The sequence below is a fragment of the Paraburkholderia hospita genome, assembly GCF_002902965.1.
Lineage (GTDB): Bacteria > Pseudomonadota > Gammaproteobacteria > Burkholderiales > Burkholderiaceae > Paraburkholderia > Paraburkholderia hospita.
The window spans coordinates 937,794-959,525 of record NZ_CP026106.1; the positions used below are offsets into that span (position 1 = coordinate 937,794).

Annotated in this window: 22 protein-coding genes; 9 read left to right on the top strand and 13 right to left on the bottom strand. The window is 64.5% G+C overall.

Translation table 11 applies throughout. The features are described from left to right. Window positions 1-866: 866 nt before the first annotated feature. From C2L64_RS22610 to C2L64_RS22620, 3 genes are all read right to left on the bottom strand, one after another. The gene (locus C2L64_RS22610) at window positions 867-2,009 is read right to left on the bottom strand and encodes a CmpA/NrtA family ABC transporter substrate-binding protein (protein WP_039901938.1); all 1,143 of its coding nucleotides are present in this window, start codon (window positions 2,007-2,009) and stop codon (window positions 867-869) included. Between the two features lie 10 nt (window positions 2,010-2,019). Continuing rightward, window positions 2,020-2,595: an ANTAR domain-containing response regulator gene (locus C2L64_RS22615; protein ID WP_009769675.1), complete on the bottom strand. Its 576-nt coding sequence runs from the start codon at window positions 2,593-2,595 to the stop codon at window positions 2,020-2,022. A 312-nt stretch (window positions 2,596-2,907) separates the two neighbouring features. After that, a complete protein-coding gene (locus C2L64_RS22620) occupies window positions 2,908-4,167 on the bottom strand; it encodes a cyanate transporter (RefSeq protein WP_009769674.1) in 1,260 nt (419 codons plus the stop codon). 176 nt (window positions 4,168-4,343) lie between these two features. Here C2L64_RS22620 and C2L64_RS22625 point away from each other — a divergent pair, with 176 nt between their 5' ends. Next, window positions 4,344-5,051: a GntR family transcriptional regulator gene (locus tag C2L64_RS22625; protein WP_009769673.1), complete on the top strand. Its 708-nt coding sequence runs from the start codon at window positions 4,344-4,346 to the stop codon at window positions 5,049-5,051. 124 nt (window positions 5,052-5,175) lie between these two features. On the opposite strand, the gene infA is transcribed toward C2L64_RS22625, so the two are convergent. The 3 genes from infA to C2L64_RS22640 form a co-directional block, all read right to left on the bottom strand. Continuing rightward, entirely contained in the window at window positions 5,176-5,439 is a 264-nt protein-coding gene (gene infA / locus C2L64_RS22630) for a translation initiation factor IF-1 (RefSeq protein WP_007743365.1), read from the bottom strand. Between the two features lie 128 nt (window positions 5,440-5,567). Next, window positions 5,568-5,855, bottom strand: a complete 288-nt coding sequence (locus C2L64_RS22635; protein ID WP_007743364.1) for a hypothetical protein — start codon at window positions 5,853-5,855, stop codon at window positions 5,568-5,570. Between the two features lie 513 nt (window positions 5,856-6,368). Continuing rightward, entirely contained in the window at window positions 6,369-6,587 is a 219-nt protein-coding gene (locus tag C2L64_RS22640; RefSeq protein ID WP_007743363.1) for a hypothetical protein, read from the bottom strand. A 177-nt stretch (window positions 6,588-6,764) separates the two neighbouring features. On the opposite strand from C2L64_RS22640, the gene C2L64_RS22645 reads away from it, so the two are divergent. Next, on the top strand, window positions 6,765-7,184 hold the full coding sequence (locus C2L64_RS22645; protein ID WP_007743362.1) for a hypothetical protein: 420 nt from the start codon (window positions 6,765-6,767) through the stop codon (window positions 7,182-7,184). Window positions 7,185-7,199: 15 nt separating this feature from the next. On the opposite strand, the gene C2L64_RS22650 is transcribed toward C2L64_RS22645, so the two are convergent. After that, a complete protein-coding gene (locus C2L64_RS22650; RefSeq protein WP_009769672.1) occupies window positions 7,200-7,775 on the bottom strand; it encodes a histidine phosphatase family protein in 576 nt (191 codons plus the stop codon). A gap of 234 nt (window positions 7,776-8,009) precedes the next feature. Between C2L64_RS22650 and C2L64_RS22655 the strand changes: the two genes are divergently transcribed. Further along, window positions 8,010-8,234 (top strand): CbtB domain-containing protein, encoded by a 225-nt coding sequence (locus C2L64_RS22655; RefSeq protein ID WP_007743360.1) that lies wholly within the window; start codon window positions 8,010-8,012, stop codon window positions 8,232-8,234. A gap of 21 nt (window positions 8,235-8,255) precedes the next feature. Beyond that, window positions 8,256-9,026 carry a CbtA family protein gene (locus C2L64_RS22660; RefSeq protein ID WP_009769671.1) on the top strand — a complete coding sequence of 257 codons (771 nt, stop codon included), beginning with the start codon at window positions 8,256-8,258 and terminating at the stop codon, window positions 9,024-9,026. Here C2L64_RS22660 and C2L64_RS22665 read toward each other — a convergent pair. Continuing rightward, entirely contained in the window at window positions 9,017-9,967 is a 951-nt protein-coding gene (locus C2L64_RS22665) for a LysR family transcriptional regulator (RefSeq protein ID WP_086908744.1), read from the bottom strand. The two genes, C2L64_RS22660 and C2L64_RS22665, sit on opposite strands and share 10 nt — an antisense overlap. A gap of 107 nt (window positions 9,968-10,074) precedes the next feature. Here C2L64_RS22665 and C2L64_RS22670 point away from each other — a divergent pair, with 107 nt between their 5' ends. Then, entirely contained in the window at window positions 10,075-11,025 is a 951-nt protein-coding gene (locus C2L64_RS22670; RefSeq protein WP_009769669.1) for an AEC family transporter, read from the top strand. Between the two features lie 179 nt (window positions 11,026-11,204). Further along, window positions 11,205-12,752, top strand: a complete 1,548-nt coding sequence (locus C2L64_RS22675) for a methyl-accepting chemotaxis protein (protein WP_009769668.1) — start codon at window positions 11,205-11,207, stop codon at window positions 12,750-12,752. 863 nt (window positions 12,753-13,615) lie between these two features. Here C2L64_RS22675 and C2L64_RS22680 read toward each other — a convergent pair. Beyond that, on the bottom strand, window positions 13,616-14,860 hold the full coding sequence (locus C2L64_RS22680) for an NAD(P)/FAD-dependent oxidoreductase (RefSeq protein WP_090837267.1): 1,245 nt from the start codon (window positions 14,858-14,860) through the stop codon (window positions 13,616-13,618). A 119-nt stretch (window positions 14,861-14,979) separates the two neighbouring features. Next, entirely contained in the window at window positions 14,980-15,759 is a 780-nt protein-coding gene (locus tag C2L64_RS22685) for an ABC transporter substrate-binding protein (RefSeq protein WP_007745783.1), read from the bottom strand. Between the two features lie 335 nt (window positions 15,760-16,094). Between C2L64_RS22685 and C2L64_RS22690 the strand changes: the two genes are divergently transcribed. The 3 genes from C2L64_RS22690 (at window position 16,095) to C2L64_RS22700 (ending at window position 18,056) form a co-directional block, all read left to right on the top strand. Further along, window positions 16,095-17,060: an ornithine cyclodeaminase family protein gene (locus tag C2L64_RS22690; protein WP_086910488.1), complete on the top strand. Its 966-nt coding sequence runs from the start codon at window positions 16,095-16,097 to the stop codon at window positions 17,058-17,060. A gap of 90 nt (window positions 17,061-17,150) precedes the next feature. After that, window positions 17,151-17,795 carry a helix-turn-helix transcriptional regulator gene (locus C2L64_RS22695; protein ID WP_007745781.1) on the top strand — a complete coding sequence of 215 codons (645 nt, stop codon included), beginning with the start codon at window positions 17,151-17,153 and terminating at the stop codon, window positions 17,793-17,795. Window positions 17,796-17,858: 63 nt separating this feature from the next. Continuing rightward, entirely contained in the window at window positions 17,859-18,056 is a 198-nt protein-coding gene (locus tag C2L64_RS22700) for a DUF1653 domain-containing protein (RefSeq protein WP_007745778.1), read from the top strand. Window positions 18,057-18,066: 10 nt separating this feature from the next. On the opposite strand, the gene C2L64_RS22705 is transcribed toward C2L64_RS22700, so the two are convergent. From C2L64_RS22705 to C2L64_RS22715, 3 genes are all read right to left on the bottom strand, one after another. Continuing rightward, entirely contained in the window at window positions 18,067-18,441 is a 375-nt protein-coding gene (locus C2L64_RS22705) for a 2Fe-2S iron-sulfur cluster-binding protein (RefSeq protein ID WP_007745775.1), read from the bottom strand. Window positions 18,442-18,446: 5 nt separating this feature from the next. Then, window positions 18,447-19,583 carry a VIT1/CCC1 transporter family protein gene (locus tag C2L64_RS22710; RefSeq protein WP_007745773.1) on the bottom strand — a complete coding sequence of 379 codons (1,137 nt, stop codon included), beginning with the start codon at window positions 19,581-19,583 and terminating at the stop codon, window positions 18,447-18,449. 102 nt (window positions 19,584-19,685) lie between these two features. Next, window positions 19,686-21,632 (bottom strand): sigma-54-dependent Fis family transcriptional regulator, encoded by a 1,947-nt coding sequence (locus C2L64_RS22715; RefSeq protein WP_009769664.1) that lies wholly within the window; start codon window positions 21,630-21,632, stop codon window positions 19,686-19,688. Window positions 21,633-21,732: the final 100 nt, after the last annotated feature.

Consider the following 21,732-nt stretch of genomic DNA (forward strand, 5'->3'; position numbering starts at 1 on the left):
CCGCGGTTTGCCTTCATGGCGCGAGCGGTTTGGTTTGCTTGTGTTTGCGCTGGCATCCGCGCTATGCCTTCGTGCTTCACGCGTCGCCCCTGTGCGGGGCGGCACCTACTTTTCTTTGCCGCCGCAAAGAAAAGTAGGTAAAAGAAAGCGGCTAACACCGCTAATTCTTGTTCCTGCCTGAGGGCCCCCAACCGGTCCCGCACTTCACACGGCAACCACGTGACTCATGTTTGTTGCCAGCGCTCTTGCGGTGCGCCTCACCCGCTTCGCGCACCCGCGTTACAGCATGCCGCGCCGGATATTCCTCCGCCGCCCAGGTGGCAAACTGTGTGTAGGCCATAGCGCTACACACCCCTCACTTCGGACCGATAGCGCACGCGTCCCACCATGTAAGAGCGCTAACGTGTACGACGCGACAACCTACACACAGTTTGCCACCTGGGCGGCACATGCCATTCGTTGCCGCTTGCCCTTGTGCGGGTGTTTGAAGTGGGTGAGGCGTGTATTCAAAGCGTTGGCAACGAACGCGAACAAGGACGTTGCCGTGTGAAGCGTGGGACCGGTTGGGGGCCCTCAGGCAAGAAGAAATGTTGGCGGTGTGAGCCGCTTTCTTTTGCCTACTTTTCTTTGCGGCGGCAAAGAAAAGTAGGTGCCGCCCCGCACAGGGGCGACGCTTGAAGCACGAAGGCAAAGCGCGGATGCCAGCGCAGGCCCAAAACACCGACCGGCAACGCATGAAACACGAAGCCAAACCGCGGACGCCAGGGCAAAGACAAAAAATCAAACCGCTTGCACCGCGACGACGCCAACGCGAATGCCAGAGCAAGACCAAAAACCCCAACAGCGTCGCAGACAACAAAAAACCTTCAGGCCCTGATCGAAAACCCTTGCATATAGGCCTGATCGGCCTTCCCATCCCAAACCCGCCCATCAATAAGCACCGCCGACGGCGTATCGGCATACACGCTCACACCAACATTAGCGGCAGCCTGGCAATAAAGATCAACCTGATTAACCTCACCCGCAATCCGAGCAAAATCATCCCGCCACTCGGCCATCCCCCACCGCGCGTATTGCGCAAAAAACCATACCCCTTCCGCAGGATGCGGAAAATTCACCGCACCGTCAGCAAAAAACTTCACAGCCCGCCGCTTCTCATCAGAACCCGCAGCAATCAACCGTGGAGCAATCAACCCGGCGGGCACGCCAACAAACTCATCAGCAGCGAGCCGAGCCGAAATCTCCACACGATGCACGTCATCATCGAGCCATCGACACGCCTCGAGCATCGTCTGCACGAGTGCCCGCGCAGTATTTGGATACCGCGTAACAAAATCGCGCCGGCTCGCCAGCACCTTCTCGGGATGATCGGGCCACACCTCACTCGTATACGCAATCGTTCTGCCAACACCGCGCTCCTGCGCAACAGCATTCCACGGCTCGCCAACACACAGCCCGTCGAGCCGGTCCTGCGCAAGCGCATCGACCATCTGCGGCGGCGGAATCACCACGCCTTCGATATCGCGCAAAGGATTCACGCCCTGCGAAGCGAGCCAGTAATACAGCCACATCGCATGCGTGCCCGTTGGAAATGTCTGCGCGAACACGGGCTTGCGCCCGAGCGTCGCCAGCGCGGCAGGCAGCGTCTTGTGCTCGTCGAGCGCAGCAGCAAGACGGTTCGATACCGTGATCGCCTGGCCGTTGCGGTTCAGCACCATCAGCACGGCCATATCCGTTTGCGGGCCGCCGATGCCGAGCTGCACGCCATACACGAGGCCGTAAAGCGAATGCGCGGCGTCGAGATCGCCCGACAACAGCTTGTCGCGTATCGCGGCCCACGACGGCTGCTTCAGCAGTTCGATCGTCAGTCCGTGCGCATGGCCGAATTCGAGCAGCTTCGCGGCGACCAGCGGCGCGGCATCGCTGAGCGCGACGAACCCGAGGCGCAAGTGCGTCTTCTCGAGCTTGCCGGATTCGTCGGAGGAAGAGGTGTAGGCAGGTGAGTTCATGGGCAGCGCATCAATCTGGCAAATCGGCTGCAGCGACAATCTGGCGCGCGACTTCCGCGAGCTTTACGCCCTGGTTCATCGCGCGCTTGCGCATCGTCGCGTAGGCGGCATGTTCGGTCATCTTTTGCGAATCCATCAGCATCCGCTTCGCGCGGTCGATCAGCTTGCGCTCGGCCAGTTCGTTCTCGGCCTGCGCGAGTCGCTCGCGCAGTTGAGATTCCTGCGCGAAACGCGCCAGCGCCACTTCGAGAATCGGCGCGAGGCGTTCCGTCGCCAGACCTTCGACGAGATACGCCGTCACGCCCGCGCCGACGGCATCGCGTATCAGTTGCTGGTTCGCGTCGTTGCTGAACATCAGGACCGGCCGCGGCGCCGTCGCGTTCATCACGGCAAGCTGCTCGAGCGTGTCGCGCGAAGGCGATTCCGTGTCGACGATGATCACGTCGGGCCGTTCGCTCTCGACAGCTTTGTGCAGCGCTTGCGGCGACGCCGTGGCGGCGAGCATCTCATAGCCGAGCCGCGCAAGCGTATCGCGCAACTCGCCGATGGGCTTGTCGGTATCGGTTACGAGCAAAACACGCAGCATGGATTGCCCGGTATGGAGTAGGGGGAGTTACGCAGCTTCATTCGTCGGATTGCGGGTTCTGCATCTCGCTTCGCGCCGGGTGACGGCAGCAGTCGCGTGTCTGCTCCGACCTGTCGGAGAGCGTGCAGTAACACTGCAACTTGTATGCCATCAATCGACAATCGCTGTCACGTTTGCTGCGCACAGCTTCGAGCCGTCACGACAGCATGGCGCTGATGCACCGTGCCAGTGCGCGCCCTGGTGTGCTGCACCTGTTTGGCGCGAAATAGTGAATGCGGAGCCAGTCGTGGATGACCGGCTCGCGTAGAGCGCTTACCGCGCGCCGAGCCAGCGTGCGTAACTGCGCGGCGAGAACGCGAAGGTCAAGGCGATCATTGCGGCGATGCAAGCCGCGAGCATGATCCACGCGGCCGTGAAGCTGCCCGTCAGATCGCGCAAGCGTCCGGCGATGATCGGCGAGATCGCCGCCACGATGAAACCGACGCCCTGCACGAACGCAACGAGCCTTCCGGCGAGGCGGTGATCGTCGGCATGATCGAGTGCTGTCACGAGCGTCAGCGAAAACGTGCCGCCGAGTCCCGCGCCTGCAATCGCGACCCACGCGAGGGGCAGCGCATCGGGATACGCGAGCAGCCCGACTATCCCGACGAGTTGCGCGGACAGGCCAGCGACGAGCCACGGCCGGCGGTCGCGGAACGACGTTGCCGCGAGCGGCAGCAGCAGCGCCGACGCCGCCTGGAAGACGGTCATTGCCGCGAGCAGCGAGCCGCTGTGCGCAACGCTCGCGCCGCGCTGCTGGTAGTAAGCGGGCAGCCACGCAACCATCGTCGTGTATCCGCCATTGACGAGGCCGAAGTGCAGACCCAACGCCCACGCGCGGCGCTTCTTCCAGATCGCCACAGGCGGGTGCGTCGGGCTCGCCGCAGCGTGCGTCAAGGTCCGTCCATCGAACGCCGATGCACGGCGTTGCAGCGCGAGCCAGCACACGCATGCGAGCGCAGCGGGCACGGCCCACATCGCGAGGCCCGCGTGCCACGAACCGGATGCTTTCGCGACATAGGGGCTCAGACTCGCGCCCAGCCCGCCGCCGCCCATGATCGACGCGGAGAACAGGCCCATCGCAAGCGGCACGCGTGCATGAAAGCGCTGCTTCATCACGCCCGGCAACAACGCCTGAATGACGGCGACGCCCATGCCCGCCACGAGTGCCGTCATCAGCAAGGCCGTGCCGCTCGACGCCGCCAGACGCGCGCTACACGCGACGGCAATCGCCAGCAGCCCCAGCGCGACACCGCGCGCTTCGCCGGCCACGCGCGTCAGCAGGCCAGCGCCGAACGCGCCGAATCCCATGGCGACGACGGGCAGGCTCGTCAGCAGCGCGGCGCCCGAGAAACTGAGGCCCGTGGCCGCGCGGATCGTCGCCATCAACGGACTCACGGACGTTAGCAGCGGCCGCAGATTGACGCCGATCGCGACGATGACCGCGAGCCAGAGCCCGTCCTGCCACGATAGAGCCGTGGATGTCGTGCGACGCGCAATGCGCGGGGTATCGATGCCGGGAGTCTGGTTCACGGGGTGTCCTGCGGATGAGTCGAAAGCTTTTGGTTAACCATAATAACGTAAAATGGTTAACCATTAGATGAGAATCCGCTATCACCGGTATTTGGCGGATGCTGTCGACGCTTCATGCGTGCAAGCGCGCGCGCCGCTAAAATACGGCCGCCGCCGCAACCTTCCCAATCGCAAACATGGCCACACGCCCGAACACACCGCCGCCCGCCTCGGATGAAGACAACGTCGAGGACCGCATCTACGCGTCGATCACCACGGCGCTGCTCGAAGGCCGCCTGCGCCCTGGCGCGCAACTCGTCGAGCGCGATCTCGCGGCCGCGTTCAACTGCACGCGCGGCGCGCTGCGCAAAGTGCTGGCGCGGCTCGGGTTCGAAGGCAAGCTGGTGCTGGAAGCGAATCGCGGCGCGTTCGTGCCGGCGCCGTCGGAAGAGGATGTGCGGCAGGTCTATCGTGCGCGGCAGATCGTCGAAGCCGGGATCGTCACCGTGCTATGCGGCGCGCTGTCGTCGCAGGACAGGCGCGTGCTGAAGGCACACATCGCAAGCGAGAAAAAGGCGCTGAAGGAAGGGCGTGTGGATGAGCAGGTGCGGCTCGCGGGACACTTTCATGTGCTGCTGACGCAGATTGCGGGGAGTGCGGAGTTGCAGGGTTTCGTCGCGCAGCTCGTTGCGAAGACGGAGCTGTACAAGGCGCTGTACGATCCGTCGAAAGGCACGACCTGCTCCGCCGACGAACACGCACAGCTCATCGCGGCTCTGGATGATGGAGATTTGAGCGCGGCGCTCGAAGCGATGCGTGCGCATCTCGCGGAACTGGAAGAGCGCGTCGTGACGCGCATGCAGACCAGTGCGAGCGACGATCCGCGTGCGGTGTTTCGCGGATGAATCGATCGGCATGCGTTGCGCATGCCGCATCTTTTGCGGTGATCGACGACTGCCGTGTACGTCGATTCATCGGTTGCGTCGCGCCGGTTTCAAGCGCGGGACGCTTCAGTGGATTGCCGCTACATTAGCGGCGGCGCATTGGTGCGCTACGCGGGCCGCTGCTACGTTCGTCCTTGTGACGGAAATTGATGCGCCCTTTGGTCAGGTCATAGACCGACAGTTCGAGCGTGACGCGGTCGCCCGCGAGGATACGGATGTGATTCTTGCGCATGCGTCCCGACGCGTACGCGCCCACGACCACGCCGTTATCCAGCGTGACGCGATAGCGGCTATCGGGTAGTACTTCGTCGACGATGCCGTCCAGTTCAAGCAGTTCTTCTTTCGCCATGCATTACTCCTGGTCGATGAGGGAAGGGTGCCGCGCGCGGCGCGCAGCGTAACTTGCGCGGCAGCGCGAAGGCTGCCGCGGCGATGCGGGTGAGACAGTAATACACGCCTTTTGCGGCGCGCGTGTGATCAAAGGTCGGAGACGGTCTGTCCGTCGACCCGGCCGTCGATCACTTGTGCTGCATGCTCCATGCAGGCCATGCGTGCCTTGCCCGCGCCTTCGAACGGACGGAAATACGACAGGCGGAACACGCGGCCATCGGCGGCGGCGTTCGCGCCGACGCGGCAGATGCGAACCGACGCGTCGTAGCCGCTGTCGATCGAATTGCGGTGCGCCACGCCGTTCGCCGTACGGCGCGGATAGATCAGCGGATGAATTTCGTAGCCCTTGTAGGTCTTGGTGCTTTGAGTCGTCATATACAAAGTCCTGTGATGCGGCTGCCGGCGCGCGTCACTGCAACGGGCAGGCGCGGCGAATAGGCAGCGGGCGGCGCAGCGCCATCGGGCGCGCCGCAACGGAAAAAGTCTCGCGCGAGCCCTATGCGCTGGCTCGAACGCAACCGCGATCAACGCGGAACGGATGGAGAAAAATACGCTGATGCCGCGCGGGCAACGAACGTAGCGAATGTCACCCCGTCGGATTCAGGCGTGCAGCGCGTGGCCGGAGTGACGAAGACCGCCGGGTTGCCGCTGCATGGTGTTGCGCGATAACGGGACGGCTGGGATGCAATGCAATCAGTGCAACGCGGCGAAGACGAGAAGACGTTGACGCGTTACGGTGAAGAAGTGACGGGTGATGCGGGCAGAGCGCTGCGTTAAATATATTATGCCCTAAAAACAGGGCTTTGGGTAGCAGAAACTTTCTCCCGGCCGCTTTGATGGAGCATGCACGTCTGGCGCGCGGCGCCCGTGCGTGGCCGCTGCGCGCGCTCAGTCCGTCGTCTGCGTCAGGCGTTTTTGCAGCTCGCGGCTGGCGGCGAGCGGTATGCGCGCGTCGTCCCACTTCGCGAGCCATTCGACTTCCTTCGACGTGAAAACCTGGCCGTGGTTGCGCAGCGCGTACTGCAGCGAGTCGATGATGTGGTTGCGGATGATCTCGGGCGTGCGTGCATCGTCGAGCACGGTACGAAACGCTTCGAGCGTAGCCATCGGTTGCCTCTTTTCAGTGAACGCTTGTGAAAGACCTGACTCTTATCGCACATCAAAAAACACGGTGCCACGCGGTCAAAATTCACGTCGCTTCACGTCAGCGGGCCGTGCTGGGTATGCGTTTTGCGACGCGCATGAGGCTCGTTTCAGACGATTCCAGACGACACGAGGTTCACCATGACACTCAGAACGATCGCGCCGCTCGCGCTATGGACCGTCGCGCAACTGGCGATCGCGGCAACGGGCGATGCGTCCTGCGGCTTGCTGGCGGGCGCGGGTGGCGGGGCGGGCGTGTCGGGTGCATCGGGTGCGTCGAGCGTGTCGGCCGCGAGCGGCTTCGCGTTGCGCGACGGCGAGCCCGTCGATTTCATCGCGGGCGGCAAGACGGTGCCCGGCACGCTGCATGTGTTGAAGGACGGCGGCATCTATCGCGCGTACTGGCAGCCCCAAGGCCGCCCCGAGCGCTACGTGCTCGCGAACGCGGGCACGGATGCCGTGCGCCTGATCGCGACGCCGGCGCAGGGCACGCCCGCCACCGACGGCATGCCGGGCACGACGCTCAATCCGCAGCAGGTGCTGTCGTGCCCGACGCTGTGAGCGCGCGTGGGCGTCTCAGGTTTGACGGTCAGGCGCTGGCCACCACGCCCAGCCGCGCTCGCTACGTTGCAGTTCGACGACGGAAAGGGGCGGAACCTCGATGCGCGCGAATGTCGCGGACGGCGCTTGCAGCACATGCATGAGCGCCGCGCGGATCACACTGGCATGGGTGACGGCGATGACCGTGCCGCGATGCTCGAACGCATCGAGCCAGCCGCCGACGCGTAAGGTCAGCGCATCGAACGATTCGCCTCCATGCGGCGCGGATGACGGATCGCGCGTCCACGTGTCGAGCGCGTCCGTTTCTTCGTTTGCCACGTCGAGCAAACGGCGGCCACGCCAGCGGCCGAAATCGGCATCGGCGAGATCCGGCACGGCCTTCGCCGCGAGTCCAAGCGCCTGCGCCGTTTCCAGCGCGCACGCAGCGGGGCTGCTGAGCGCCAGATCGGTGTTCAGCAAGCCGGCATGCGATGCGCGGAACGCGGTGGCTTCTTCGACGGCGCGCGCATCGAGGGGATCGTCGGCGGGGAACGTGCCCTTGCGCTGCGCGGCCGTCGCCGGGTGGCTGATCAACAACAGGCGTGTGCGCATCGACGGCCTTGGGTCTGGGAAATGGGAAGAAAGAAGAGAGCGTTCTGCAGTTTAGCCGTAGAATAGTCGCCACTCGAAGCGCGGAAGCCGGTGCAAGCCCGGCGCGGTCGCGCCACTGTAATCGGCAGCAAATGCGTACACAACAGGCTGTACACAAGCCGGAAGCCAGACCCAAGCTTCGACCTCTCTCATCATTCGACTATCGGGGCGCGTAACCCCCAGGAGATGTCCGTCATGAACGACGCTGTTCTCGACCAGGCCGGTCAGACCGATCAACCCGTCATCACCCCAATCCCGCTGCGTGAGCTGATGCCGTGGATCGTCTTCGGCGGTCTGCTGATGTTGCTTGCGCTCTATTTCGTCGGTGCTGAAGAAGGCGCGACGTCGCTGATTCCCGGCATGTACGTGCATGAATTCGTGCACGACGGCCGCCATCTGCTCGGCTTTCCTTGCCACTGATCGCGTAAGGGAGTCATCACCATGGTTGGTAAGTTGTTGATGCGAGGGATGCTCGCAGGCATCGTCGCGGGTCTGCTCACGTTCGCGTTCGCGCGGGTCGCAGGCGAGCCGCTCGTCGATACGGCGATCTCGTTCGAAGAAAAGATGCAAGCCGCGCACGATCACGGCGACGCGAGCGGCGGTCACGATCACGAAGAAGAGCTCGTCAGCCGCGGCACGCAGGCGGGCCTCGGTCTGCTGACGGGCGTCGTCGCGTATGGCATGGCGTTCGGCGGGCTGTTCGCGCTGACGTTCGCGTATCTGCACGGACGCGTCGGCCGGCTCGGCGCGCGTGCGTTGTCGGCGTGGCTCGCTGTGGGCGCCTATGTCGCCGTCGTGCTGGTGCCGACCATTAAGTACCCGGCGAATCCGCCGTCTGTCGGCGACCCGGATACGATCGGCATGCGCACGGGGCTGTTCTTTCTGATGATCGTCACGTCGCTCGTCGTGATGGTGTTCTCGATGAAAGTCCGCAAGCACCTGATGCCGCGGCTCGGGCTGTGGAACGCGTCGATCGTGGGCGGCATCGTGTTCATCGCGATCATCGCCGCGATCCAGATCGCGCTGCCGACGGTCAACGAAGTGCCCGAAGCGTTCCCGGCCGTCGTGCTGTGGAAGTTCCGCTTCACGGCGCTCGGCATGCAGGCGATCATGTGGGCGACGATCGGCCTGTTGTTCGGCGCGCTGGTCGAGCGCAGCGAACGCATTGCGCGCGCGTCGGCTGCAGCGGCGCGCAACTCGGCTTATCTGTAACGCTGCTTTCCCGCGCCTGCGCTCGAATGCGCAGGCGCGCGGCTCTCTTCTTCGTTTCGTTCAGTTCGCCGCTTCCAGGCAATTTCCAGAAACCGCGCCAGACATGGGTTGCGGTTCAATGGCGACCAGACAAGCATCTGCGAAATCGTCGGCGCGTCGGCGAGCGGCCTGAACACCACGCCCGCCAGTTGCGCCTTGCGCATCGACTCCGGCACCAGCGCGATCCCGACGCCTTCGTCGACGAGACTCAACACCGTCTGCTGCAACTGCACCTCGAAGCGCACATCGGGCGCGAAGCCGCCTTGTGCGCAATGATCGACGATGGTCGCGCGCAGGCTCGGCGACACGGCTTCCGACGCCATCACGAACGGCTCGTGCGCGAGCTGCGCGATCTTCAGCTGGCTCGCGCGGGCGAGCGGATGCTCGCGCGACAGCGCGACGCACAGCGGCTCAGTGAAGATCGCGCGGGTCTCGAGATCTTTGCTTTGAGCGCCCGGAAACATGATCGCGGCGTCGATCTGACCGCTCACCACCTGCGACGCCAGATCGTTCGATACGACTTCGCGCAGGTTCAGCGTCACGCCGGGCCAGGCATCGCCGTACGCGCGTGCATAGCTGGGCAGCACGCTGTACGCGGCGCACATCGTGAAGCCGATGGTCAACTGGCCGCTGTCGCCGACGGACGCCGCGCGAGCATTTTTCGCCGCCTGCTCGATCGACGCGAGAATCGCCTTCGCATCCTCGTAGAAGCGCTCGCCCGCTGCCGTGAGCGCGACGCTGCGCGGACTGCGCTCGATCAGCGTGACGCCGAGCGCCGTTTCGAGCGCGGCCAGTTGCCGGCTCAGCGGTGGCTGCGACAGGTTCAGCCGCGCGGCCGCGCGCCCGAAATGGCGCGTTTCGGCGAGCGTGACGAAGTAGCGAAGCGGCTTGACGTCGAGCATGATGCAAAAAAAGTATCGTCGAGGGTTTGAATCGGCATTGGATTGTATAGGTGTAAACGCTTACCCTTGCGCGTTTCCGTCCTCTTCACCTTCGTTGCCGCAACTTCATGCTGTCCACGCTCGAAATCCTGCTGCCTGTCTTCGCGCTGATCTTCGCGGGCTTTTTCTGCCGCCGCCGCAACCTGCTCGGCCCCACGGCCGCTTCCGAACTGAACCGCTTCGTCGTGTGGCTCGCGCTGCCCGCGCTGCTGTTCGACACGATGGCCCATTCGACCTGGCATCAGCTCGATCAGCCCGCCTTCATCGCGACGTTCTCGATTGCCTGCGCGGGCGTGTTCGTGGTCGTGCTGCTGGCGCGGCTCGCGAGCGGACGGCATCTTGCCGATGCAAGCGTCGACGCGATTGCGGCGTCGTATCCGAACACGGGCTACATCGGCTTTCCGCTCGGACTGCTCGCGTTCGGCAACGCGAGCCTCACGCCGACCACCATCGCGACGATCATCGTCGCCTGTGTACTGTTCGCGCTCGCGATCGTGCTGATCGAGATCGGCTTGCAGACCGAGCGCACGCCGCACAAGCTCGGCGCGAAAGTGGTGTGGCGGTTGCTGAGGAATCCGCTGATCGCGTCGCCGATCCTCGGTGTGCTGGCGGCGAGCGCGGATGTGACGCTGCCGCATAGCGTCGAGACCTTCCTGAAACTGCTGAGCGGCGCGGCGAGCCCGTGCGCGCTGGTGAGCCTCGGGCTGTTCCTCGCGGAAAAGCGCACGCCGGCGGAGCAAGCGGCCGAGCCGGTGACGTCGTTCGTGCTGACGGCCATCAAGCTGATCGCGCAGCCTGCGCTCGCATGGTGGATCGCCGCGCGCGTGTTCGCGCTGCCTGTGCCGATGGTCGACATGGCCGTGCTGCTCGCCGCACTACCGACGGGCACAGGTCCTTACATGCTTGCCGAGTTCTATGAACGCGAGGCGCACATCACGTCGCAGACCATTCTGCTATCGACGCTCGGGTCGCTCGTTTCGCTGTCGCTGCTGCTGTTCTATATGCATGCGCCGGGGTGATGGCGGCCGGTTGATCCGTTGTCGCGGGCTTGCAACGCACGCTGAATGAGCAGTGGTCTGCTCATTTTTTTCGCCTTACACTCGTTTTAAGTTCCATATAAGGATATATGTTTTACATATGGAACAAAAAGCGACCGACTCATCGGCGAAAACAGAAAGACAGCGAGAGACCAGACAACATGAAGAGCTTGACCATCAACGCCCGGATCGCGACGACCATCGCGTTCCTCGGCGTGCTGCTGATCGCGACGGGCGCGCTCGGCATCTTCGGCATGGCGAAAAGCAACCAGGCGCAGCGCGACGGGTATGAGGTCAATTTCGCGTCGGTGGTTGCGCTGGGCCGCTCGGGGACGGCGATGTCGCGGGCGCGCTTCGGCCTCGACTGGGCGATGAGCAATCCGCATTCGCCGCAGCTCGGCGAGCAGTTGAACCGTGCGAAGCGTCTGCTCGGCGACGCCGACAAGGCATGGTCCGACTTCCGCGCGCTACCGAAGACGCCGGAGTTGCAAATCCTCACCGACGATCTCGACGCCAAACGCACGGCCGTCCTGCGCGACGGCATCGACCAGCTGATCCAGGCGATCGGCGGCGGCGACACGAGCTGGATGGACGAGAGCCGCGTGAATCATCTGATCGGCCTGTACTCGGCGATGAACGCGAGCCAGGGCGCGCTGGAAAAGTATCTCGACGACGCCGCCCAAGCCGCCGCCGACCATTCTTCCGCGACGTTCCGTACGCTGCTGATGGCGTGCATCGCGAGCATCGCCGTCGGGCTGGGTGTCGCGTTCCTGAGTTGGCGGGCGCTGCGCCGCGCGATTATGTCGCCGATGCGTGACGCGCTCGGCCAGTTTGACGCGATCGCATCGGGCGAACTGCGCACGCGCGTCGAAATCCGTTCCGAGGACGAAATGGGCACGCTGCTGCACGGCCTCGCGACGATGCAGGACAAGCTCGGCGCGACGATCACGACGGTGCGCAAGGGTTCCGATTCGATCGCAGCCGCGACGCAGCAGATCGCGGCGGGCAACCTCGATCTGTCGCAGCGCACGGAGGAGCAGGCCGCGTCGCTCGAACAGACGGCTGCGGCGATGGACGAGCTGACGTCGACCGTGCAACTGAACGCCGAGAACGCGCAGCACGCGAGCAAGCTGGCCGAAGACGCATCATCGATGACGGCGCATGGGCGCGAAGCGGTCGGCAGCCTCGTCGAGACGATGCATCTGATTGACGCCGGCTCGTCGAAGATGACGGGCATCATCACGGCGATCGAAGGGATCGCGTTTCAGACCAATATTCTGGCGCTGAACGCGGCCGTCGAGGCGGCGCGCGCGGGCGAGGAAGGGCGCGGCTTCGCGGTCGTCGCGGGCGAGGTGCGCAGCCTCGCGCAGCGATCGGCCGCGGCGGCGAAAGAGATCGGCGTGTTGATCGCGGATTCGACGGCGCGCGTCGCGCACGGTGCGCAGATTGCGACGGGCGCGGGCGACACGATCCGCGATATCGAGACCGCGATTTCTCGGGTCGCGAAGATTGTGGGCGAGATTGCGACGGCGTCGCAGCAGCAAAGTGATGGCATCAAGGAAGTGAGCCTCGCCGTCACGCAGATGGATGAAGTGACGCAGCAGAACGCGGCGCTGGTCGAGGAGAACGCGGCGACGGGGGCCGCGCTTGCGGATGAGGCGAAGCGGTTGAGTGAGTTGACGGCGGCGTTCAGGGTAGATGTGGTCTGAAGGCTCAGACGAACAGGTGGTGTGCTTGTTTTTTTTGCTGGCATCCGCGATTTGCCTTCGTGGCGCGGGCGATTTGGTTTGCTTGTGTTTGGCGCTGGCATCCGCGTTACGGTGTTTGCCGTTCAAGCGTCGCCCCTGTGCGGGGCGGCACCTACTTTTCTTTGCCGCCGCAAAGAAAAGTAGGCAAAAGAAAGCGGCTCACACCGCCAACATTTCTTCTTGCCTGAGGGCCCCTACAGGGTCTTACACTTCACACGGCAGCCTTTCTGTTTGCGTGCGTTGCCAACGCTTTGAATGTGCGTCTCACCCGCTTCAAACACCCGTACTAGGGCTCACGGCAGCGAACGGTATGTGCCGCCCAGGTGGCAAACTGTGTGTAGGTTGTCGCGTCGTATAGCTCGGCGCTCTTACATCGAGGCGTGCGCTATCGGTCCGAAGTGATGCGTGTGGAGCACAAGGGGCCTACACACAGTTTGCCACCTGGGCGGCCGTGGACTACCTGGCACGGCATGATGCAGCGCGGGTGCGTGAAGCGGGTGAGGCGCACCGCAAGAGCGCTGGCAACGGCCATGGGTCACGTGATTGCCGTGTGAAGTGTAAGACCCTGTGGGGGCCCTCAGGCAAACACAAGAACTGGCGGTGTTAGCCGCTTTCTTTTGCCTACTTTTCTTTGCGGCGGCAAAGAAAAGTAGGTGCCGCCCCGCACAGGGGCGACGCGTGAAGCACGCTAACAAATCGCGGATGCCAGCGAAAACCCATAAAAACCAAACCGCCCGCGCCACGAAGGCAAATCGCGGATGCCAGCAAAAAACCACAACGCGGATGCCGACGCAAAGGCCGAAACACCAAAACCGAACCGCCCCTCACCCAAACCTCTCCACCCGAAACGGCCTCGGATCCGCAAACGGCGTCTCCCCCGTCATCATCTCCGCGAGCAGCCGCCCGGTAACAGGCCCAAGCGTCAGCCCATGATGGTTATGCCCAAACGCGAACCACAGCCCACGATGACGCGGCGCCGGCCCGATCACAGGCCGCATATCCGGCGTGCAAGGCCGCATCCCGAGCCACGGCTTGTCATCGACGCGCTCACCCAGCCCAAACGTCACACGCGCGAGCGGCTCGACGCGTTCGAGCTGAATGCCCGTCGGCGGCGCGCCGCGCTCCGCGATCTCGACGCCCGTCGTCAGGCGCAGGCGATTGCCTTCCATCGGCGCGATCACATAGCCGCGTTCCGTATCGACGATCGGCACGGACAGCATCTGCCGCGCCGGCCGATAGTGCATGTGATAGCCGCGCTTCGCGCGCAGCGGAATGCGATAGCCGAGCGGCTCGAACACGGTATCGGACCAGGGCCCGAGCGCGAGCACGACTTCTTTCGCGCTGACCGTGCCGTGTTGCGTCTCGACGGTCCACGCATCGCCCGATGACCGCAAGGTCGCCGCATCGCCATTGACGAAAGTCCCGCCGTTCGCCTCAAAAAGCCGCGCATAGCCTTTCACCAGCGCGCCCGGATTGAGCACGCTCTTCGGGTCCTTCCAGTGAATCGCGCCGCAGATGCCTTCGCCCACCGACGGCTCTTGCGCATGCAGCGCAGCCGCGTCGAGCACGCTCACGTGCAGTCCATGCTCGCGGATCGCATCTTCCGATGCTCTTGCTTCGCTATCGAACGCGGCGCGCGTGCGGAACGCCTCGATCCAGCCGCCGTCGTGCACGAGCTGGCCGACACCCGCGCGCGCGATCAGCTTGTCGTGTTCATCGACACATGCGCCGATCAACGGCGTCAGGTCGCGCGCGGCAGTGGCGAGCCGCTGCGGCGACGATTCCCACCAGAAGCGCGCGAGCCACGCCGCGTAAGCGGGCAGCGCTTTATAGTCCCAGTAGAGATCGGTCGACTGGTTGCGCGCGTAGCGCAGCAGTGTGCCGATCTTGCGCGGAAAGCCGTACGGCACGAGCGACGAGCGCTCGATCAGCCCCGCGTTGCCGAAGCTCGTCTCCTCGCCGGGTGCGCGCCGGTCGACCAGCGCGACGCGCCGCCCGCGATCCTGCAGATGCAACGCCGACGACACGCCGACGATGCCCGCGCCCAGCACGATGACGTCGAAATCCATAACGTTTGAAGTGATGTTGAGTAATGCGTCAGAAGCGCAACGAGCGCGTGTCACCACGCGCTCGCGCATCGGATCGCCGGGGCCGGCTTCGACGCTGCCGGCTTTGGCTCAGCAGCGTATCACTTCGCGATGATGTCGCGCTTGAAGTACTTCTGCGACAGCGCTGTCAGCGTGCCGTCCTTCTTCAGTTCGGCGAGCGCGGCATCGACTTTCGCCTGCAGCGCCTTGTCGCCCTTGCGCAGACCGAAGCCCGTGCCTTCGCCGAGCGTCGACGGATCTTTCAGCGGCTCGCCGACCATGGCGAAGCCCGCGCCCGCCGGCTTGCTCAGGAAACCATCTTGCGCCGTCTGCGCTTCCTGCACGGCGGCGTCCAGACGTCCCGCGGTGAGGTCCGCGTACACCTGATCCTGGTCCTGATACGACACGATCTGCACGCCCGCATTCGCCCAGTGCTTCTTCAGGAAGTCTTCCTGCGACGAGCCTTGCAGCACGCCGACGTGCTTGCCTTGCAGGCTCTTCACGTCCGGCAGCAGATTGGAGCCGCGCTTCGCGATCATCACGATGGGCACGACGTAAATGGGCGGCGTAAACGCGATGCTTTCCTTGCGCTTGGCCGTGATGTTCATCGCCGAGTTGATCACGTCGAACTTGCGCGCCTGCAACGCGGGAATCAGCCCGTCGAATGCGTTCTCGACCCACACGCATTTCACCTTCATCTTCGCGCAGACCGCGTTGCCGACCTCCACATCGAAGCCTTCGAGCTGGCCCGACGCGGTCTTGCTTTCGAACGGAGGGTAGGCGGCTTCGATGCCGAAGCGCAACGTGTCGGACGATTGCGCACAGGCGGCGCCCGCCGTCATGGCGAGGACGGCGGCGGCGAAGGAGAGCTTCAGGTTCATGACGGTTCCTGTCGTTGATGATCGGACCACGCGCGACTAGCGGCGGTGCAGTTGAAATATAGACTGAAAGTCCAGTATGGACTATAGGGAATACGATAGTCCAGTGATCAAAAATGCCGTTCTGTTTGTTCCGGAGCCTTGCACAGAAAGGGCAAGAGCCGCGAAAAGTCTATCTATACCGGTTACCTCGCGCACGCTGCACACGTCCAAAACGAGACTTTTCTGTCCAAATTGGCAAAGTCTCAAGTAGACTATAAGTCTACGTTTCGGTCGGATCGTCGATCGGAAAGGAATTGCAATTGACGCATCACGCGTCGACTGAGGAGATGATTTCGATGATGACCGCCTTGCCACTCGCCGTTGACGAACTGGCCGTCCGTGCCGCGCTGCCCGCGCTCGACGTGCGCCGCGCGCTGACCGCGATGTTTCGCGCGCTCGCTTCCGCCGAGGCGGTGCAGCCGCCGCAAACGCTGACACTGTTCCCGAACGGCGCCGGCGACTTCATTACCTATCTTGGTGTGCTCGCCGACGCGAAGGTGTTCGGCGCGAAGCTGTCGCCGTATATCGTGACGGGCAGCAAGCCGGTGATCACCGCCTGGACCGCGCTGATGTCGATGGAAACGGGCCAGCCGCTGATGTGGTGCGACGCCGGTCTGCTCACCACCGAGCGCACGGCGGGCACCACGGCGCTCGCCGTCGACCAGCTCGCGCGCGCCGATGCGAAGCGGCTTGCGATCATCGGCGCAGGCGCGGTTGGCCTCGCGCATCTGCGGCATGTCGCGCCGCTGCGCGCGTGGGAATCGATTCGCGTGTATTCGCCCGATCTCGCCGCCAGCGACGCGAAGCGCGCCGCCGTGCAATCCGCCGATGCGCGTGCCGAAGCCAGCGCGAGCATCGAAGCGTGCGTGAAGGATGCGGACGTGGTGATGCTGTGCACGTCGTCGGGCACGCCCGTGCTGCCGCGCGACGCGCTGACGAAGCCCGCACTCATCACGTCGATCAGCACGAATGCCGTGAACGCGCACGAAATCGATCCGGCGTGGCTGCCGGAGATGGACGTCTACTGCGACTATCGCGCGACGACGCCCGCGAGCGCCGGTGAAATGAAGCTCGCCGCGCAGCACGGCTGGTCGCCGCAGAAAGTGAAGGGCGATCTGCCGTCGCTGCTGGCAGGTACGTGCGAGAAGCCCGCGTACGCGCGGCACGCGTTCTTCCGCTCGATCGGCCTCGGCCTCGAAGACGTCGCGATCGCCAGCGAGCTCTACCGCCATCTGACGGATCGTGGAGACCAGGCACAATAGCTACAATGGCGATCAGCCGCCGCTGCGGGTCGAGCGTAACAACCGCAGCGGCATCATGAATACCCCCGCGAAGACTGCCCCTGCCCGCCGATGCGCAAGAAGAATACGTCCCCCGTCAAGGATCTGCTGCTGACCCGCTATGCGCCCATCGCGGACGGCATCGCCGCGCTGTTCTTTCCGTACGCGGAAGTCGTGATCCACGATCTGCATGATCAGACCGTGCTGTATCTCGCGAACAATCTGTCGAAGCGGGAAATCGGCGACGATTCCGCGCTCGAGGAAACCGAGCATTCGGCGCGCGAGCGCGTGATCGGCCCGTACGAGAAGCTCAACTGGGACGGCCGCCGGATGCGCTGCGTGAGCAACGTGCTATTCGACGACAACGGCCAGCCGGCGGGCATGCTGTGCATCAATTTCAACATCGCCGTGTTCGACGACGTGCGCTCGACACTCGATCTGTTCATCAAGGGCGCGGGCGTCGTCGCACAGCCGGAAGAGCTGTTCCGCGACGACTGGCAGGAGCGCATCAACACGTTCCTTCACGGATGGCTGCGCGAGCGGCAGGTCGGTCTCAACGGACTCACGCGCGAGCACCGGCGCGAACTGGTCGAAGCGCTCTATGCGGAAGGCGCCTTTCGCGGCAAAAGCTCGGCGAACTATGTCGCGAACGTGCTTGGCATGGGGCGTGCAACAGTCTATAAGCACCTGAAGCAGATGAAAGAGGGCGCGAGCTGACGCGTGCGGCTGCGTGCCGCTCGCGCTGCTTTTGTCCAATCATGCATCTGTGAGGAAACGACTGTGACCGTACGTTATCGACACTACAAGGGCGGCATTTACGAGTTCATCTGCGAGGCGACGCTCGAATCGGACCCGAGCGTCACGATGATCGTCTATCGCGCCGACAACGGCACCATCTGGACGCGGCCGGCGTCGGTATTCTTCGAGATGATCGAGCACGAAGGGCAGACCGTGCCGCGTTTTGCACCCATCAACTAGCGCCGATCGACTAGAAGCGCCTGATGGGCGGCGTAGTCGGCGCGGATGGAATATCGGCGGCGTCGGGCGCGTCGAGCACGAGATCGCTCTGCGCGACGGCCACGCACGGCAGGATGTAGCCCTGCGCCTTTTCTTCGGCGCTAACGCCGGGCCATTCGACCGTGTAGCGCACACTGCCTGATTCCAGCTTGCACAGGCATGTCCGGCAGGTGCCGTTGCGGCACATGCGCGGCAGATGCAGATTCGCGAAACCCGCTGCTTCGAGAACGGTGAGCGATTCGGGCGCATCGAACGTGCGGCCGAGCGGCTCGACTCGCACCGTGAAGGTCCGCTCTTCATTCGATTCATGCGGCGGCGCGCTGCGGGACGGTTCTTCGCTGGACATCGCGCTCACGAAATGGATACGCCGAGAAGCCGCCCGACGCCGAACGTGAAGGCGGCCGCGATCAACCCGATCACGATCTGACGGAAGGCCGAGAACGCGGCGCCGCGTCCGTTGAAGAGCGAAGTGAAGACGCCGACAGCGGCAAGGCCGAATGCGCTCAACGCGACGCACTGCGCGATTGCCGCTGTGCCGTGCGTCCACAGAAAGGGCATCGCCGGAAAAATCGCGCCCAGCGAGAACAGACAGAACGACACGCCTGCCGCCGTCCACGGATTGCCGCCCAGTTCCGCCGGATCGAGGCCGAGTTCTTCGCGCGTCAGCGTGTCGAGCGCTTTCTGCTTGTCGCGCATGATCTGCGCGGCGACGCGTTTCGCTTCGTCGGCGTCGATTCCCTTCGACTGGAAGATCAGCGCCAGTTCGTGCTGCTCGGCCTCGGGCGTGTGCTCGATTTCGTCGGCCTCTTTCGCGATCTGCGTGCGCGCGAGTTCGCGCGCATTCGTCACCGACAGCCACTCGCCGAGCGCCATCGAGCACGCGCCGGCAATCAGCCCGGCCAGCCCCGTCAGCAGGATAGCCTTGTTGCCCGTGCCCGCGCCCGCGACGCCCATGATCAGACAGAAGTTCGACACCAGACCGTCGTTCGCGCCGAGCACGGCGGCGCGCAGGTCGTTGCCCGACGTCACGTTCCTGTGCCACGACTCGGCGGCCGCGATCTGCGCGCCTTTCGACGGCAGGGTTTTCTGAGCTTTGATGTCGGCGACCATCTGTTGCATCACGGCGGCATGATGCTGCTCGTCCTTCGATAGCTGCGCGGCGTCGGGCTGGTTCGCGTACTTGTCGCGGTCCGCATACTCGGCGGCGGCGAGCGACGGCAGCACGAATTTCGGCCCGAGCGTATGAATCAGGCCGCGCATCAGATGCGTCTTGACGCTGTAGCGGTGCGGCGGCACGCGCGCCCCGTTCGCGTGCAGCTTGTTCGCCCAGAGGTTCGCGTGCACGCGTTCCGCGCTCGCGAGTTGCGTGAACAGCGTGCGGCGCTGCGGATCTTTTTCGACGCGCGACAGCGTTTCGTACAGCGCGGCGCTGTCGAGTTCGTCGGCGAGGTTCGTGCGAAAGCGTTTGAGTTCGTGCCGGGTGGCCATCCGTCGATGCGCGACCGGAGTCGGTCGGTATTTGGTGGGGTCAGGACGAAGCTTAACGCAGCGCGGGTCGGCGCGCTGCGGGCAGGGGAGCGGAATGGGCGTTCAGTGGGTCGTGCGGATGCGCATGTAGCGGTAGACCGTGTTGCGCGCGAGACCCAGCTCGCGCGCGGCCGCCGAGATGTTGCCGTTGTTGCGCGCGAGCGTCTGCTCGATCAGCGTCGCCTGCAACTCTTCCATGCGCGCGGGCCGCGACGGCGCGGACGACTCGACGGCAGGCAGCGCGCGCAACGGCTCGTCGCTTGCTGGCTCGCAGTCGTGCAGGAAATCGTCGGGCAGATGCTCGACGTCGATTTCGGCGGCGCCTTCGGCCATGATGCCCGCCGTGCGCAGCACGTTTGCCAGTTGGCGCAGATTGCCCGGCCAGCGGCATCGCGTGAAGTATTCGAGCGCGTCCTGCGACACGCGCGTGGGCATCCGCTCGCTGTCGGGCTCGTCGCTGCGCAGCCGCGCCAGAATCCGCTCGACGAGCACGGGCAGATCGGTGCGCTCGGCGAGCGCGGGCAGGGTGACGACTAGGCCGTTGATCCGGTAATAGAGGTCTTCGCGGAACGTGCCTTCTTCGATCATCGCGCGCAGGTTGCGGTGCGTCGCGCAGACGACGCGCACATCGACGGGCACCGCGCGCGTGCCGCCCAGCGGCACGACGCAGCGTTCCTGCAGCACGCGCATCAGACGCACCTGCTGCGCGAGCGGCATGTCGCCGATTTCGTCGAGAAAGAGCGTGCCGCCGTCGGCCTGCACGATCTTGCCGACGTTGCCGCGCTTTCGCGCGCCCGTGAAGGCGCCGTCCTCATAGCCGAACAGTTCCGCTTCGATCAGCGTATCGGGCAGCGATGCGCAATTGACGGCGACGAACGGCGCGGCGCGGCGCGGCGATTCTTCGTGCATGGCGCGCGCGAGCCATTCCTTGCCGGTGCCCGTCTTGCCGAGCACGAGCAGCGCAATGTCGCGGCCGCGCACTTTCTCGACGCGGTCGAGGACGGCGGCCATCCGTGCGTCACCCGTGTCGAGCGTGGCGAAGGTGATGGCGGCAGCGCGCGGCTTGCCCGACGTCGGCGCAACAGGCGATGCCGTGGCCGTGCGCGGGCCGCCTGAATCTGCGGAAAACGCGGGGCGTGCCGCGTATTCGGCGCGCGCGAGCACGCGCACGCCGCTCGGCAGCATCAGCGTCAGGCATTCGCCCGGCGCGCGCAACGCCTGCTGGAGGGCGGCTGGAAATGCCGTGCCGAACAGCATCTCGAAGGGCTGGCCGAACAGCGTGTCGAGCGGGCGGCCGAACTGGAACAGCGCGCTGCGGTTCGCGGCGAGCAGCGCGCCATCGGCGCCGAACGCGGCGAGCCCCTCGAACAGCGTGCCGATGAACTCGCTGCGCGCATGAAAGCGCACGCGCACGGCATCGCCGAACTGGTTCGCGAACAACTGGTTTTCGATGATCTGCGCCGACATGCGTACGAGCGCCAGCGTGTGCTTGTGAAAGCCGCGCGGGTCGCCGCTCACGTCGAGCGCACCGATGGTGCGGCCGTACGGATCGGCGATCGGTGCGCACGAGCAGGTCAGGATGCGATTGGCCTGCAGAAAATGTTCGCCGCCGTGCACGACGGTTGGCTGGCCTTCGGCGAGCGCGGTGCCGACGGCATTCGTGCCGCGATGCGCCTCGGACCACGACACGCCCGGACACAGCGCGACGCGCTCCGCTTTCTCGACGAAATCGCTGTCACCGAGACTATGCAGGATCACGCCGTTGCTGTCGGTGAGCAGCACCATGCTGTCGGTATCGACGATCTGCGCATGCAGCGTTTCCATCACGGGCAAGGCGTGCGCATACAGCGAGCGGTTGCAGTCGACGAGATCGCGCAAGGCGAGTGGCCGCAGCGGATGAAAGTCGGGCGCCTCGGATGCGCGCAGGCCGAAGTCGCGCGAGCGCGCATGCGCCTGCGCGAGCGCATCGGCGCGGCCCGTGACGGACGGCGTGACGGAACGTTGGGTCACTGCATGTCTCCGATGTTGTGCATTCTGCGTGCTGCTTCGTGCAGACAAATCGAGCGAGTGGTCGCTTTTTGCACTGCAGCACCGCATGCCTGATGAAAGC

Bases quoted from the DNA above. Each gene is read 5' to 3' on its own strand.
- C2L64_RS22610 (WP_039901938.1), bottom strand. From the start codon at position 2,009: ATGAACTCACCTGCCTACACCTCTTCCTCCGACGAATCCGGCAAGCTC.
- C2L64_RS22615 (WP_009769675.1), bottom strand. From the start codon at position 2,595: ATGCTGCGTGTTTTGCTCGTAACCGATACCGACAAGCCCATCGGCGAG.
- C2L64_RS22625 (WP_009769673.1), top strand. From the start codon at position 4,344: ATGGCCACACGCCCGAACACACCGCCGCCCGCCTCGGATGAAGACAAC.
- infA (WP_007743365.1), bottom strand. From the start codon at position 5,439: ATGGCGAAAGAAGAACTGCTTGAACTGGACGGCATCGTCGACGAAGTA.
- C2L64_RS22635 (WP_007743364.1), bottom strand. From the start codon at position 5,855: ATGACGACTCAAAGCACCAAGACCTACAAGGGCTACGAAATTCATCCG.
- C2L64_RS22640 (WP_007743363.1), bottom strand. From the start codon at position 6,587: ATGGCTACGCTCGAAGCGTTTCGTACCGTGCTCGACGATGCACGCACG.
- C2L64_RS22645 (WP_007743362.1), top strand. From the start codon at position 6,765: ATGACACTCAGAACGATCGCGCCGCTCGCGCTATGGACCGTCGCGCAA.
- C2L64_RS22650 (WP_009769672.1), bottom strand. From the start codon at position 7,775: ATGCGCACACGCCTGTTGTTGATCAGCCACCCGGCGACGGCCGCGCAG.
- C2L64_RS22655 (WP_007743360.1), top strand. From the start codon at position 8,010: ATGAACGACGCTGTTCTCGACCAGGCCGGTCAGACCGATCAACCCGTC.
- C2L64_RS22660 (WP_009769671.1), top strand. From the start codon at position 8,256: ATGGTTGGTAAGTTGTTGATGCGAGGGATGCTCGCAGGCATCGTCGCG.
- C2L64_RS22665 (WP_086908744.1), bottom strand. From the start codon at position 9,967: ATGCTCGACGTCAAGCCGCTTCGCTACTTCGTCACGCTCGCCGAAACG.
- C2L64_RS22670 (WP_009769669.1), top strand. From the start codon at position 10,075: ATGCTGTCCACGCTCGAAATCCTGCTGCCTGTCTTCGCGCTGATCTTC.
- C2L64_RS22675 (WP_009769668.1), top strand. From the start codon at position 11,205: ATGAAGAGCTTGACCATCAACGCCCGGATCGCGACGACCATCGCGTTC.
- C2L64_RS22680 (WP_090837267.1), bottom strand. From the start codon at position 14,860: ATGGATTTCGACGTCATCGTGCTGGGCGCGGGCATCGTCGGCGTGTCG.
- C2L64_RS22685 (WP_007745783.1), bottom strand. From the start codon at position 15,759: ATGAACCTGAAGCTCTCCTTCGCCGCCGCCGTCCTCGCCATGACGGCG.
- C2L64_RS22690 (WP_086910488.1), top strand. From the start codon at position 16,095: ATGATGACCGCCTTGCCACTCGCCGTTGACGAACTGGCCGTCCGTGCC.
- C2L64_RS22695 (WP_007745781.1), top strand. From the start codon at position 17,151: ATGCGCAAGAAGAATACGTCCCCCGTCAAGGATCTGCTGCTGACCCGC.
- C2L64_RS22705 (WP_007745775.1), bottom strand. From the start codon at position 18,441: ATGTCCAGCGAAGAACCGTCCCGCAGCGCGCCGCCGCATGAATCGAAT.
- C2L64_RS22710 (WP_007745773.1), bottom strand. From the start codon at position 19,583: ATGGCCACCCGGCACGAACTCAAACGCTTTCGCACGAACCTCGCCGAC.